Source organism: Ruegeria sp. YKSF131 (genome assembly GCF_059612645.1).
The window spans coordinates 1-13,009 of sequence record NZ_JBXWQZ010000085.1; the positions used below are offsets into that span (position 1 = coordinate 1).

Here is a 13,009-nt window from a genome sequence, read left to right on the forward strand (position 1 = left end):
GCTGAAAGCGCCGTGCCACAAGAATGAGCAGATTGAAATTCACCATAGCGGCCTCACTGTTAGCCAGATGACTGACGCCAGCGGCGCGCTGGATATGGCGATCCCGGCCCTTTCGGAATATGCGATTTTCCTGTTTTCCTTCGAAGATGAAACAGGCACCGTCGCCACCACTCACGTCCCCGAAATCGCCGGTTTTGATCGTGTTGTCCTGCAATGGCAGGGTGATACCGAGTTGCAGATTCACGCGCTGGAATTTGGCGCCAGCTATGGCGCGGATGGCCATGTCTGGGATGACGCATCTGCCGAAGGCGCCGGTAAGGTTATGCGCTTGGGTCAATCCGATTCCGGGATTACTCAGAATATCGAAGTGTATTCTTTCCCGGCCAGCACTTCGGATCAGTCGGGCACGATTGACCTGACCGTCGAGGCCGAAGTGACCGATGCAAACTGCGGCCACACGCTGAACGTGCAGTCGCTGGAGCTGTTGTCGGACCGCCGCCTGCGGTCGCGCGACATGTCCGTGACCTTGCCGGATTGTTCGCGCTCGGGCGAGTTTCTGGTGTTGAATAATCTGCTCTCAGACCTGACAATCGCGGCAAAGTAATCCGCAGGCAGGCTTGAACCTCTTATGACATTTTTCCGTGTGGCGGTGGCTGCGCTGTTTTCCGTGACGGTGGCGACCGGTGCTTTTGGGCAGGACATCACGTTGACCTCGCATGATGGCAAGGTCGAAGTGACAGGCAATCTGCTGAGCTTTGACGGTGAGTTTTATCGCGTCGATACGCAATTCGGGACGTTGACCGTGGATGGTTCCGGCGTCACATGCGAGGGACCCGCCTGCCCCAACCTGATCGATTTCGTCGCCGAAGTGCAGTTTTCCGGATCATCGGTGATGGCCGAAACGGTGCTGCCCGCCCTGATCATCGGCTTTGCCCGTCAGGAAGACCTGACCGCGACCCCCGCCCGCGTGGATGAGGACACCTTTATTTACGAGTTGCATCAGGCAGGCCGGTCGGCGCCGCTTGCGCGGTTTTTCTTTGACGTGGGCACCACGGATCGCGGGTTCAGCGACCTGATCGCAGACCGGGCGGATATCGTGATGGCCCTGCGCGAGATGCGCGAGGCCGAGCGGGAGGCTGCCGAAGCTGCGGGGTTGGGTGATCTGAAACGCTCGCGGCGATCACGGGTCATTGCACTGGATGCCATGGTCCCGGTCGTGGCCCCCGACAGCGTGATGCGACAGGTTTCGCTGGCGGATCTGGCCCGCATTCTGTCCGGCGAGGTCAGCAACTGGGCGCAGCTGGGTGGGCCGGATGCCCCTATTGCACTGCATGTGCCAGAGGCCGGGTCGGGTCTGGCGCAGGCGGTCGAGGATCAGGTTCTGAAAACCGCCGGTGTGGTGCTGACCGATACGGCGATCCGCCACAATCGCATACATGACCTGACCGCGGCTGTGGCAAAGGATCCGTTTTCCATCGGTATCGCCAGCAAGGCATCGGCCCATGGCACCCGCGCTGTGCCTTTGACTGGCGGGTGCGGGCATCCTCTGGCCGCGACCCGCCAGTCAATCAAGACCGAAGATTACCCGCTGAATATGCCCATGTTCCTGTATCTGCCGGAACGCCGCCTGCCCCGGATTGCGCGACAGTTTCTGGCCTATAGCCAAAGCCCCGAGGCACAGGTGGCGATACGTGACGCAGGATATGTGGATCAATCTGCTGAAACCCTGCCGGTTGGCGTGCAGGGGGACCGGCTTGCCAATGCGGTCGTCACCGGCGGAACTGAGGTCGGACTGGAGGAGTTGCAGCGCATGATCGAAACCTTGCGCCCGCTGTCGCGCCTGTCCCTGTCGGTCCGGTTCGAACCCGGATCGTCCCGCCCGGACGCGCAGTCGCGCGCCAATATTCAGCAACTGGCGCAAATGCTGGACGCGGGTACGTTGCAGGCGCGCAAGGTGGTGTTTGCAGGCTTCAGCGATGGGGACGGGGGTGCCGTTTCAAATGCCCGCATCGCCCTACGGCGCGCGCAAACCGTGCGAAACGCGGTTATCGCCGCGCTTGAAGCCCCGATCCCTGATAGTATCACGGTCACCGCCGAAGGATTTGGTGAAGCGATGCCCATGGCCTGCGATGACACCGAATGGGGCCGCAAGGTCAACCGGCGGGTCGAGATTTGGGTGCAGTAGCCGCTAGAGATACCCTTCGGAACGAAAGCTGAGCTCGGTCGATTTGCCGATGATCAGGTGGTCATGCAGGGTCAGCCCCAGGGCGGAGCAGGCATCCTGAATGCGGTTGGTCATGTCGATATCTGACTGTGACGGCGTTGGGTCGCCCGAAGGATGGTTGTGCACCAATATCAGGGCCGAGGCATTCAGTTCCAACGCCCGTTTCGCCACTTCGCGCGGATAGACCGGCACGTGATCCACGGTGCCTTTGGCCTGTTCCTCATCCGCGATCAGGACGTTCTTGCGATCCAGATAGAAAACGCGAAATTGCTCGGTCTCGCGATGCGCCATTGTCGTGTGGCAATAATCCAGCAGCGCGTCCCAGCTGGATATTACGTGTCGTTGCATCACCCGCGCCCGTGCCATCCGATGCGCGCAGGCTTCGAGGATTTTCAGATCGGTGATGACCGTATCACCAACGCCCTTGATCTGCCGCAGCCGTTCTTCGGGTGCTGTCAACACACGGTTGAAATCGCCAAAGGCATTCATCAATGCCCGCGCCAATGGTTTCACATCCTGCCGAGGGATGGACCGGAACAAAACCAGCTCCAGCAACTCATAATCCGGGATCGCTGCGGATCCGCCCGCCATGAACCGTTCGCGCAGCCGCTTGCGATGGTCTTTGATGTAGGAGGGTAACCGACCATTCGGCAGCGGCTGCGCTGGCGCTTCGTCCGTATCAAACAGCATGGGGGCTTCGGCAAAGGCGTCCTGTGTCATGCGTTTACCCTGACGCAGAATCACTTTCCGAAAGGTTAATGAGCCTCTCCTGCCATACGCGCGGTGGCGCGGCGGACAATCATGTGCAGAAGGATCGAAAATACGCCCAGAGTCAGCATCGCCGCAAACATCAGGTCCGTCTTGGCACGGCCATTGGCCAGCAGCATCAGATATCCCAGACCTTGCGATGAACCGACCCATTCACCGATCACGGCACCGATCGGCGCATACACCGCCGCCAGCCGCATCCCCGAGGCCAGAGACGGCAACGCCGCAGGGATACGGATGTGCCACAACACAGTGCGCTTGCTGGCCTGCATCGTGCGTGCAAGGTCCAGATACCCCTGCGGTGTCCGCATCAAACCGTCAAAAAAGGACGACGTGATCGGGAAATAGATGATCAGGACCGCCATCGCGACCTTGGACAACAGGCCATAACCCAGCCACAGGGTCAGCAACGGGGCCAGTGCAAAGACCGGCAGGGCCTGCGTGAACACCAGCATTGGCTGCACCAAAACTCGTGCGACGCGGGAATTGGCCAGCTGCAATGCAGTGACAACGCCAAGCAGCGTGCCGCAGGCAAGGCCGATAATGACCTCAATGGCTGTGATCCAGGTGTGTTCGGCAATCAGCCAGCGGTTCTGCCACCAGGTCTCGGCAACCACCACGGGGCCGGGCAGGATGAACTTTGGCAATCCGGTCAGGGTCACGATCCCCTGCCAGATGGCAATGGCAAACAGGGTTGCTGCCAGAACAGAGAGGGACTTCATACCCCGCCCTCCCGCAGCAGCCGCAAAAGCGCGCCTTGTGTTTCCAGCGTCTGCAGATCGTCCACGCTGCGCGGGGCTGGAGCAACCGGCGGATCGCACGGCGTCAGCCCGTGCTGTGTCATGACGACGATGGATTGCCCCAGACGCGCGGCCTCGCCCGGATCGTGGGTTACCAGAAGGACAGTGCGGCCCCGCAGCGCCTCGGCGGCCAGATCCTGCATATCGGCACGGGTTCGGGCATCAAGGGCTGAAAAGGGTTCATCCAGCAACACAATCGGCCGGTCTTCCATCAAGGTGCGGGCCAGTGCCACGCGCTGACGCTGCCCGCCCGAAAGCTCGGGCGGTTTCTTGGTCATATGGTCCTGCAAGCGCATCCGTTCGATCAGGCGGTCGCGCCGGTCAAGGTCAACTTTCTCGCCCCGCAGCCGCGCGCCCAGTGAGACGTTTTGCGCAACACTCGCCCAAGGCAGCAACAGGTCGTCCTGCGCCATATAAGCAACCCGGTCTGAAACCGACTGGCCATCGCTGGCGGTGATCCGGCCCGTGAATTCAGCCCCGGTTTCCAGCCCGGCAATCAGCCGCAAAACCGTGGTTTTGCCAACACCCGATCCACCCAGCAGACAGGTCCACGCCCCTGCGTCAAGCGTCAGGGTCAGCGGCGCGAACAGAGTCGCGCCATCGATCATGGCTGTGCCGCTGATGGTCAGATCGGGCGCCGGGGTCATGGGGTCAGACCCATCTGCCAGAAATTGACTTCCAACTCCGTGGCCGTGCGGAACGTCCTGCACAGACAATCCCAGCGAGGCGACGTTTGGAAATCCGCCCCAATCCGCCTTGTTAGAGCCGAATCCAGCAATTCGCCCACGGCGGTGCAGGCGCTCTGGTAGCCCTCGTCCGCGTAGGTATCGATCCAGCCACGGTAGGTCGTTGATGTTGCCTCCTCAGCCAGGCGGGTGCCTATCTCACCATATCCCATGACGCAGGGTGCAAGTGCTGCCAGAAGATCCAGCAGATCACCGCTATAGCCCGCCTCGAGAACAAAGCGGGTATAGGCCAGATTCTCGGGCCGTTCCGGCGTTGCAAACAGATCGGACTGCGAAATGCCTTCTGCTTCGCAAATACCGATATGCAGCTTCATCTCTTCGCTGATCAGGCCGTTCACGGTACGCGACGCTGCCAGCATTTCAGCATGTGTTTCCGATTTCACCACGGCCAGCGCCCAGGCGCGCGCAAAATGGATCAGGAACACGTAATCCTGACGCAGATAGTGCAGGAACGCCGGGCGTGGCAGGGTGCCGTCTTTCAGGGCTTCGACAAAAGCGTGGCGGGTGTAATCCCGCCACGGCCCCTGCGCCGCATCGCGCATCAGCGCAAAGGCTTTGCCATAATCGCTCATTGCGCGGTTACGTCGATGGCAATGTCACTGACGGGCAGGACGGTGTCGATCATGCCGCTGTCGTTCAGGAATGCCTCGAACCGGGCATAACGGCCAGCGTCAAACCCGGCGGGACGCAGGGCAAAGCGCGGCAGCGTGTCGACCCATGCGCGCGCATTCAGCTCGTCCTGCAGTTCGGGTGAAGTGGCTGAGAAGACCTCCCAGCTTTTTTCGGGGTTGTTGACGATGTACTGAGTCGCTTTTTCGGTCGCGGCCAGGAAACGGGCGATCTTGTCTTTGTCCATCGTATCAGGGTTGGCGACATAGATCAGTTCGTCATAAGACGGCACGCCTTCTTCCTCGATATAGAAACAGGTGCCGGGGCGGCCTTCGATATCCATCTGGTTCAGCTCGAAGTTGCGATAGGCGCCAATCACCGCATCCACCTGACCGGTCATCAGCGAGGGTGAGAGCGAGAAATTCACGTTGATCATCTCAACATCATCCAGCGCGACGTCGTATTTGCCAAGCACGGTGCTGAGGATGGCCTCTTCCACACCGGCGACGGAAAAGCCGATTTTCTTGCCTTTGAGGTCAGCGGGCGATTTGATCGGCCCGTCTTTCAGAACCAGCAGGCAGTTCAGGGGCGTCGCGACGAGCGTGCCGACCCGTTTCAGTGGCAGCCCTTCGTGGATCTGCAAATGCAGTTGCGGTTGATAGGATACCGCCAGATCCGCCTGACCGGCAGCCACCAGACGCGGCGGTGCGGATGGGTCGGCGGGGGCAACGACTTCGACCTGCAACCCCTGTTCGGCGAAATAGCCGTTTTCCTGCGCCACGATGATGGGCCCGTGGTCAGGGTTGATAAACCAGTCCAGAAGGACGGTCATTTTGTCTTCGGCCCAGGCTGGCGCGGCGGCCAGAAGGGCAAGGGCTGTCATCAGCTTTTTCATATCACACGTTTCCTTTTCTCAGGAGGCTGAGGCCGCGACGAGCACAATCTCGCCCGGCCAAATCGGTTGGATTTTCTCGGCAGCGCGCCATGCGCGCAGCCCGGTGGCACAGCAAAGGGCGAGGCGTTGCCCCTTGTTTGGGTCTATTTTTTGTATTTCTTCGGGTGAAATGCGCGTTGCATTCGGGTGAGCCGGAACCGGAGCTTCGTTCGGGTCACGCAGTTCGATAATCTGGTCTGTCTCCCTCAACTGACTGGCGGAGAGAAAGCGGAAACAGCTTGACGGTTCCGGCGCGTCATCAAAACGAAACCCGGTGCTGCGCAGGGTTCGCGCATCATATTGCACCATCTGCCCTAGGGGTGATGGGTCAAGCCGCAAGATCAGGCTCAGCGCCATCTGCGCCTGCATGGACCCGATCACACCGACAACGGGACCCAGAACACCCGTCGTGGCGCAGCTTGCGCCACTTTCCGGTGCATCGGGGAAAACGGCACGCAGAGAAGGCGCGCTGCCACAGAAGCCGCCTGCATAACCTGAAAGCCCCAGCACCGAGGCGCTGATCAGCGGCTTGCCTTGTGCCAGACAGGTGTCCGACAGCATATAACTGACCGCATAGCTGTCGGCACAATCCAGGATAATATCCGCCTGCGACACCAGATCGGGTGCATTTTTCCCTGTTAGAGCCTGTTTCCTGGAAATCACGTCGATTTCGGCGTTCAACGCACGGCATCGGCCAGCGGCGCGTTCGGCCTTTGACAGCCCGCAATCTTCTTCTGAAAATAATGTCTGGCGATGCAGGTTCGACAGATCGACGATGTCACCATCGACAATTGTGATATGCCCCACCCCGGCCCCGGCCAATTGCGGCAGCAACGGCGCGGCCAGACCACCTGCGCCGACCACCAGAACACGGGCCGCAGTCAGGCGGGCCTGTCCTTCGGCCCCAACCTCGGGCAGCAGAGTCTGGCGGGCATAGCGGCTCATCTCGTGACCTCGATCCAAGCACGCACCCGCGCTTCGGGGTCGGCGTTCAGTGTGATGTCCGTGACAGCCGAGACAATGTCGGCCCCTGCTGCCAGCACCCCTGCTGCGCGCTCGACGCTCATGCCGCCAATACCGACCAGAGGAATGTCCCCAACCCGCGCCTTCCATTCGGTCACGCGGGGCAGGCCCTGCTGATGCCATTTCATCTTTTTCAGGATGGTCGGATAGACCGGGCCCAGCGCCACGTAATCAGGATCCATGGCCAGAACCCGCTCAAGCTCATCATCGTCATGAGTGGAAACACCCATCTTTAGACCCGCTTTTCGGATGGATTTCAGGTCTGCATCATCCAGATCCTCTTGCCCCAGATGAACCCAGTCACAACCCAGATCGATGGCCTGCTGCCAGTAATCGTTGATCACCAGAACCGCCCCATAGTCGCGGCACAGATCGCGCGAGGCGGCAATCTGACCGCGCACCACCTCATCCGGCTGATCCTTGATACGCAGCTGCACCAGCTTGACACCCAGGGGCAGCATCCGCCGCAGCCAGTCCGCGTGATCAAAGATCGGGTAGAAACGGTCCAGCGTCATGACAGGAAGGCCTTTCCAACAACAGGGGTCGAAGGCTCGGCCATATCACGCGCCTCGATCGGGTCTGCCTGATGGGCCAGTTGTCCGGCATGGATTGCCTGCGCCATCGCCTTGGCCATCAGAACGGGATCACCGGCACGGGCCACAGCTGTGTTCAGCAGAACGGCATCATAGCCCAGTTCCATTGCGTGGGCCGCGTGGCTGGGCAGGCCGATCCCGGCATCCACCACCAGCGGCGTGTCAAGGAACTCGGCCCGCATCGACCGCAGGGCGTATTCGTTGTTCAGCCCACGCCCAGACCCGATAGGCGCGCCCCACGGCATCAGCACTTCGCACCCCGCGTCCAGCAGGCGTTCGCCCACGATCAGATCATCGGTGGTGTAGGGAAACACCTCAAACCCGTCTTCGGTCAGGATTCGCGCAGCCTCGACCAGCTGGAACACATCCGGCTGCAAACTGTCGGTGTGGCCAATCAGTTCCAGCTTGATCCATTTGGTGTCAAACACTTCGCGCGCCATATGGGCTGTGGTCACCGCCTCTTTCACCGTATGACAGCCAGCCGTATTTGGCATGATCAGGACACCAAGCTCGCGGATCATCTGCCAGAATGTCTGCCCTGCGCCGGATTCCCGCCGCAGCGATACCGTGGCAACCGCCGCACCGCTTTCACGAAAGGCCTGTTCCAGAATGGCGGGGCTGGGATATTGGGCGGTGCCCAGCATCAGCGGGTTCGGCAACTCGATGCCGTAGAACGTTCTCATCCTCAGCCCCCCTGCATCGGCGCGACAACTTCGATCCGGTCGCCATCGGTCAGTTTGTGCGCAATGCGCAGGCTTGACGGCACGAAATCTTCGTTCACTGCGGTGGCCACACGGCCCGAGAAGCCGCATTCCAGCAACAGATCCGACAGGGTTTCAGCGCGCACGTCCCGCGTCTCGCCGTTAAGCACGATCTTCATCGACCATCTCCGAATGTGTGTTGTCCAATGCCAGATCAGCGACACCCCGCGCCAATGCAGGGGCCAGCAGATAGCCATGGCGATACAGCCCATTGGCATAGATTGTCCGACCCAAGCGCCGGATACGCGGCAGGTTGTCCGGAAAAGCGGGGCGCAGGTCGACACCGATCTCCAGCACCTCGGCCTCGCCAAAGGCCGGGTTCACGGCATAGGCCGCGCTGAGCAGTTCCAGCATCGAGCGGGCGGTGATGCGGCTGCTGTCCTCGGATTCGATCATGGTTGCACCCAGCATGTAGACGCCGTCCCCGCGCGGAACGATGTAGAGCGGCATCCGCGGATGCAACAGCCGCACCGGGCGCGAAAGGTTCACATCGGGGCAGCGGAGAACCAGCATTTCACCCTTCACGCCGCGTAGGTCATGCAGATATTCGCGCGCGTGCAGGCCCCGGCAGTCAATGGCGTTGTCCAGTTGCGCCGGAGCCAGCTTTCGGTGGAATTCCACGCCTGCGCCTTGCAGGTGACGATGCAGATCGCGCAATGCCTGGCGAGGATCAAGGTGCGCTTCGTTTTCAAAATACAGAGCTTTGCTAAACTTGCTCAGATCAGGCTCTAATTTGATTATTTTCGCGCGATCAAACTCGCTGAACCCTTCGGTCCTGCGTGCAAACCGACGCAGGTCGGGCAGGTCACGTGCGTTGGCAACAACAAGGGTTCCACTTCTGTTTACCTGCGTTCGCTGCACCCACCATTCGATGGCTTCCTGCCCCAGCCGCAGAACCGGTTCTTCCGCATTTTCATATTCACACCACGGCGCCAGCATCCCACCGGCCCACCAGGAACACCCATGCGGGCCGGGCGGGCCGCCCGGATCAAAAACCTGCACCCTTGCGCCGCGTGACACAAGCTCACTGGCCACGGCCAGACCCGCAACGCCTGCACCTATGACCGACCAGAGCGTCACGCGGGCCAGATCCGATGGAAGTGGTGCACAGGGCCGTGCCCGGCACCAATCTTCAGCTCATCCGCCCGCGCGATGGCCCCTTGGAGATAATCATGCGCCTGCGCGACCGCATCCCTCAGCGGCAGGCCCCTGGCCAGTCCGGCGGCGATCGATGACGACAGGGTGCATCCGGTTCCGTGGGTGTTCTTCGTGTTCTGACGCGGGGCCTGAAACGCGGCCACGATACCTGAGGGGTCGACCAGCAGATCGTGGCAGACATCGCCGGACCCATGCCCGCCCTTCATCAAAACCGCACCTGCGCCCAGATCACACAGGGCCTGGCCTTGTGCGGCCATCTCGTCCGGTGATTGCGCCGGTGTCGCATCCAGCAAACACGCCGCTTCGGGCAGATTGGGTGTCAGCACAGTCGCTGCTGGCACCATCACTTCGCGCAGCGTCCGGACCGCTTCCTGCGCCAGCAAGGCATCTCCGGATTTTGCGATCATGACGGGATCAAGAATTATGGGGCCCTTGAACGTTTCCAGGCCTCGAGCCACTGCGTGAATGATCTCTGGCGTGGCAAGCATACCGATCTTAATGGCCTTCACGTCCAGATCACTCAGCACCGCGTCGATTTGAGCAGCAATGACATCCAGAGGAACCCCATGCACCACAGTGACGGCTTGCGTGTTCTGCGCTGTAATGGCGGTAATGACGCTTGCGCCGAATACACCCAACGCGGACATCGCTTTCAGATCGGCCTGAATCCCGGCGCCTCCGCCACTGTCAGACCCAGCAATGGTCAGGGCAATTGCCGCCATTTCGTCGCTCCATCTTTTTTGGGCAACGAGGTAAGGAAAACGTCTGTGTTCATAAGACCGTTCCCTACGCCGGAATTGCCCGGATCAGGTTCGATGGGTTAGCGCGGCTGCGCCTCTCAGCCCTGATACGGGCACCCCAACGGTTGTCGTGGACAATTTCAGGGTCGACGGTCGGAATCAAGACCCAATTTGGCAAATGCATTGCCACTTTTGGTCATCTGATAAGGCCAATTGAGTGTCTTTAGGGAGTGTTTTGCGAGGCTCTGCCTCGCGCTCCGGGATATTTAGAGCCAGATGAATAACGGATCCCTGCTTCATCTGGCTGGAAATATCCCGGGGGAGGCGCCCGGAACGGGCGGCGGGGGCAGAGCCCCCGGGTAACCCTGGTTGTCAGCTTTTCATACCGTCCCAGAAGGATTTGACGGATGAGAAAAAGCTTTTTGATTCCGGGTGGTTGTCTTCGCCCAGGTCATCAAACTCGCGCAGAAGTTCTTTCTGGCGGGTGGTCAAGTTGACCGGGGTTTCAACCGCCAGTTCGATGAACATGTCGCCAACACCGCCGCCGCGCAATGCGGGCATGCCTTTGCCGCGAAGACGCATTTGCCGACCCGACTGGCTGCCAGCCGGGATCTGCACCCGCCCACGCCCGCCATCGATTGTCGGAACCTCGATCGATCCGCCCAGCGCGGCCTTGGCCATGCTGACCGGTACACGGCAATAAAGGTTTACGCTGTCGCGTTCGAACAACTTGTGATCAGACACTTCCACAAAGATGTAGAGGTCGCCCGGAGGGCCACCACGCATTCCGGCCTCGCCTTCACCCGCCAGTCGAATACGGGTGCCGGTTTCGACACCGGCAGGGATGTTGACCGACAAAGCGCGATCTTTTTCGACGCGGCCTGCACCCTTACAGGATTTGCATGGGTTCTTGATGATCTGACCCAGACCCGAACAGGTGGGGCAAGTTCGTTCGACCGTAAAGAAGCCCTGTTGCGCCCGCACCTTACCCATACCGGAACAGGTGGGGCAGGTTGTCGGCTCGACCCCGCCTTCTGCACCGGTTCCTTCGCAGGAGGAACAAGCCACGGCTGTAGGTACATTGATGGTTTTCTGCTGGCCCGAGAACGCCTCTTCCAGCGATACACGCAGGTTATAGCGCAGGTCCGAGCCGCGCGCGGCGCGTCGGCCGCCACCACCACGTTGCCCGCCCATGAAATCGCCGAACAGGTCGTCGAATACATCCGAGAACGCGCTGGAGAAATCGCCCTGCCCAAAGCCGCCGCCAGGCCGACCACCACCGCCCATGCCGTTTTCAAACGCGGCATGGCCAAAGCGGTCATAGGCCGCCTTTTTGTCGGCGTCACGCAGCACGTCATAAGCCTCGTTGGCTTCCTTGAACTGCGCCTCGGCATCCGGGTTGTCCTTGTTGCGGTCCGGATGCAACTCTTTGGCTTTCGTGCGAAAACCTTTCTTGATCTCATCCGCCGAAGCGCCCTTGGACACACCGAGCACTTCGTAATAGTCGCGTTTTGACATCAGTATTTCCTTCTGCCTCAACGTAAATAGGCCGGCCCGGCATCCGGACCGGCCCACATTGGCCCGGTTACCCGTTAGTTACGCTTTTCGTCGTCCAGATCTTCAAACTCGGCATCGACGATATCGTCATCACCATGTGCGGCATCCGCTGCGACAGGCTCGTCCTCGGCCTCTTCGGACTGCGCCTTGTAGATGGCCTCACCCAGCTTCATCGCTGCTTCGGTGACATTCTGGATGCCAGACTTGATCTTGTCGGCATTGTTGGTTTCCAGCTCGTCCTTGAGTGCGGCGATGGCCAGTTCGATGGCTTCGATCGTGGTCGGGTCGACTTTGTCGGCATGCTCTTCCATCGACTTTTCGGTCGAGTGGATGAGGCTTTCCGCCTGGTTCTTGGCGTCGACTAGCTCGCGGCGTTCCTTGTCGGCTTCCGCGTTCTCTTCGGCGTCCTTGACCATCTTTTCGATGTCTTCGTCGGACAGACCGCCCGATGCCTGGATGGTGATCTTCTGTTCTTTGCCGGTGCCTTTGTCCTTGGCCGAAACCGAGACAATGCCGTTGGCGTCGATGTCGAAGGTCACCTCGATCTGGGGCATGCCGCGCGGTGCGGGCGGGATGTCTTCGAGGTTGAACTGACCCAGGATCTTGTTGTCCGCAGCCATTTCACGTTCGCCCTGGAACACGCGGATGGTCACGGCGTTCTGGTTGTCCTCGGCAGTCGAGAAGACCTGAGACTTTTTCGTCGGGATCGTGGTGTTGCGGTCGATCAGGCGAGTGAACACGCCACCCAGCGTCTCGATGCCCAGCGACAGCGGGGTCACGTCCAGCAGAACCACGTCCTTGACGTCGCCCTGAAGAACACCGGCCTGAATGGCGGCGCCCATGGCAACCACTTCGTCCGGGTTCACACCCTTGTGCGGCTCTTTGCCGAAGAACTTGGTGACTTCTTCGATCACTTTCGGCATCCGGGTCATACCACCGACCAGAACAACTTCGTCCACGTCAGCAGCCGACAGACCGGCGTCTTTCAGAGCAGCCTGGCACGGTTTCATCGACTTCTTGATCAGGTCGCCGACCAGAGATTCCAGCTTGGCGCGGGTCAGTTTCATGACCATGTGCAGCGGCTGACCGTTCGAAC

15 protein-coding genes and 1 riboswitch are annotated in these 13,009 nt (G+C 60.4%); of the genes, 2 read left to right on the forward strand and 13 right to left on the reverse strand.

From position 1 onward, the window contains the following. Together AC2FLZ_RS20300 and AC2FLZ_RS20305 are read left to right on the forward strand one after the other, a co-directional pair. The coding region (locus AC2FLZ_RS20300) for a hypothetical protein (RefSeq protein WP_496882677.1) at positions 1-604 on the forward strand (604 nt) is incomplete at its 5' end. Between the two features lie 24 nt (positions 605-628). Next, a complete protein-coding gene (locus tag AC2FLZ_RS20305) occupies positions 629-2,185 on the forward strand; it encodes a phosphate ABC transporter substrate-binding/OmpA family protein (RefSeq protein ID WP_480518164.1) in 1,557 nt (518 codons plus the stop codon). A gap of 3 nt (positions 2,186-2,188) precedes the next feature. On the opposite strand, the gene radC is transcribed toward AC2FLZ_RS20305, so the two are convergent. The 13 genes from radC to AC2FLZ_RS20370 form a co-directional block, all read right to left on the reverse strand. Next, positions 2,189-2,944: a RadC family protein gene (gene radC, locus AC2FLZ_RS20310; RefSeq protein WP_209506928.1), complete on the reverse strand. Its 756-nt coding sequence runs from the start codon at positions 2,942-2,944 to the stop codon at positions 2,189-2,191. 35 nt (positions 2,945-2,979) lie between these two features. Further along, positions 2,980-3,714: an ABC transporter permease gene (locus tag AC2FLZ_RS20315; protein ID WP_480518168.1), complete on the reverse strand. Its 735-nt coding sequence runs from the start codon at positions 3,712-3,714 to the stop codon at positions 2,980-2,982. Then, a complete protein-coding gene (locus tag AC2FLZ_RS20320; protein WP_480474350.1) occupies positions 3,711-4,439 on the reverse strand; it encodes an ABC transporter ATP-binding protein in 729 nt (242 codons plus the stop codon). The genes AC2FLZ_RS20315 and AC2FLZ_RS20320 overlap by 4 nt, the downstream gene beginning before the upstream one ends. Further along, complete coding sequence (gene tenA, locus AC2FLZ_RS20325; RefSeq protein WP_496882678.1) at positions 4,436-5,110, reverse strand: thiaminase II; 675 nt, start codon at positions 5,108-5,110, stop codon at positions 4,436-4,438. The genes AC2FLZ_RS20320 and tenA overlap by 4 nt, the downstream gene beginning before the upstream one ends. Beyond that, on the reverse strand, positions 5,107-6,042 hold the full coding sequence (locus AC2FLZ_RS20330) for an ABC transporter substrate-binding protein (RefSeq protein ID WP_480474352.1): 936 nt from the start codon (positions 6,040-6,042) through the stop codon (positions 5,107-5,109). The genes tenA and AC2FLZ_RS20330 overlap by 4 nt, the downstream gene beginning before the upstream one ends. 18 nt (positions 6,043-6,060) lie before the next feature. After that, the gene (locus AC2FLZ_RS20335) at positions 6,061-7,026 is read right to left on the reverse strand and encodes a ThiF family adenylyltransferase (RefSeq protein WP_496882679.1); all 966 of its coding nucleotides are present in this window, start codon (positions 7,024-7,026) and stop codon (positions 6,061-6,063) included. After that, positions 7,023-7,619 carry a thiamine phosphate synthase gene (locus AC2FLZ_RS20340; protein WP_496882680.1) on the reverse strand — a complete coding sequence of 199 codons (597 nt, stop codon included), beginning with the start codon at positions 7,617-7,619 and terminating at the stop codon, positions 7,023-7,025. The genes AC2FLZ_RS20335 and AC2FLZ_RS20340 overlap by 4 nt, the downstream gene beginning before the upstream one ends. Further along, the gene (locus AC2FLZ_RS20345) at positions 7,616-8,380 is read right to left on the reverse strand and encodes a thiazole synthase (protein ID WP_496882681.1); all 765 of its coding nucleotides are present in this window, start codon (positions 8,378-8,380) and stop codon (positions 7,616-7,618) included. Before AC2FLZ_RS20345 ends, AC2FLZ_RS20340 begins: the two co-directional genes overlap by 4 nt. Before the next feature lie 2 nt (positions 8,381-8,382). Then, the gene (gene thiS / locus AC2FLZ_RS20350; protein WP_480474356.1) at positions 8,383-8,577 is read right to left on the reverse strand and encodes a sulfur carrier protein ThiS; all 195 of its coding nucleotides are present in this window, start codon (positions 8,575-8,577) and stop codon (positions 8,383-8,385) included. After that, positions 8,561-9,538, reverse strand: a complete 978-nt coding sequence (thiO, locus tag AC2FLZ_RS20355; RefSeq protein WP_480554326.1) for a glycine oxidase ThiO — start codon at positions 9,536-9,538, stop codon at positions 8,561-8,563. Before thiO ends, thiS begins: the two co-directional genes overlap by 17 nt. Continuing rightward, entirely contained in the window at positions 9,535-10,338 is an 804-nt protein-coding gene (gene thiD / locus AC2FLZ_RS20360; protein ID WP_496882682.1) for a bifunctional hydroxymethylpyrimidine kinase/phosphomethylpyrimidine kinase, read from the reverse strand. The genes thiO and thiD overlap by 4 nt, the downstream gene beginning before the upstream one ends. Positions 10,339-10,382: 44 nt before the next feature. Further along, positions 10,383-10,487: riboswitch (TPP riboswitch) on the reverse strand. Between the two features lie 241 nt (positions 10,488-10,728). After that, complete coding sequence (gene dnaJ / locus AC2FLZ_RS20365) at positions 10,729-11,874, reverse strand: molecular chaperone DnaJ (RefSeq protein ID WP_480474359.1); 1,146 nt, start codon at positions 11,872-11,874, stop codon at positions 10,729-10,731. 74 nt (positions 11,875-11,948) lie between these two features. Further along, positions 11,949-13,009, reverse strand: a 1,061-nt coding sequence (locus AC2FLZ_RS20370; protein ID WP_496882683.1) for an Hsp70 family protein, incomplete at its 5' end; no start/stop codon positions are given.

Excerpts from the sequence above, each read along its gene's own strand:
- AC2FLZ_RS20305 (WP_480518164.1), top strand. The coding sequence starts at position 629 with ATGACATTTTTCCGTGTGGCGGTGGCTGCGCTGTTTTCCGTGACGGTG.
- radC (WP_209506928.1), bottom strand. The coding sequence starts at position 2,944 with ATGACACAGGACGCCTTTGCCGAAGCCCCCATGCTGTTTGATACGGAC.
- AC2FLZ_RS20315 (WP_480518168.1), bottom strand. The coding sequence starts at position 3,714 with ATGAAGTCCCTCTCTGTTCTGGCAGCAACCCTGTTTGCCATTGCCATC.
- AC2FLZ_RS20320 (WP_480474350.1), bottom strand. The coding sequence starts at position 4,439 with ATGACCCCGGCGCCCGATCTGACCATCAGCGGCACAGCCATGATCGAT.
- tenA (WP_496882678.1), bottom strand. The coding sequence starts at position 5,110 with ATGAGCGATTATGGCAAAGCCTTTGCGCTGATGCGCGATGCGGCGCAG.
- AC2FLZ_RS20330 (WP_480474352.1), bottom strand. The coding sequence starts at position 6,042 with ATGAAAAAGCTGATGACAGCCCTTGCCCTTCTGGCCGCCGCGCCAGCC.
- AC2FLZ_RS20335 (WP_496882679.1), bottom strand. The coding sequence starts at position 7,026 with ATGAGCCGCTATGCCCGCCAGACTCTGCTGCCCGAGGTTGGGGCCGAA.
- AC2FLZ_RS20340 (WP_496882680.1), bottom strand. The coding sequence starts at position 7,619 with ATGACGCTGGACCGTTTCTACCCGATCTTTGATCACGCGGACTGGCTG.
- AC2FLZ_RS20345 (WP_496882681.1), bottom strand. The coding sequence starts at position 8,380 with ATGAGAACGTTCTACGGCATCGAGTTGCCGAACCCGCTGATGCTGGGC.
- thiS (WP_480474356.1), bottom strand. The coding sequence starts at position 8,577 with ATGAAGATCGTGCTTAACGGCGAGACGCGGGACGTGCGCGCTGAAACC.
- thiD (WP_496882682.1), bottom strand. The coding sequence starts at position 10,338 with ATGGCGGCAATTGCCCTGACCATTGCTGGGTCTGACAGTGGCGGAGGC.
- dnaJ (WP_480474359.1), bottom strand. The coding sequence starts at position 11,874 with ATGTCAAAACGCGACTATTACGAAGTGCTCGGTGTGTCCAAGGGCGCT.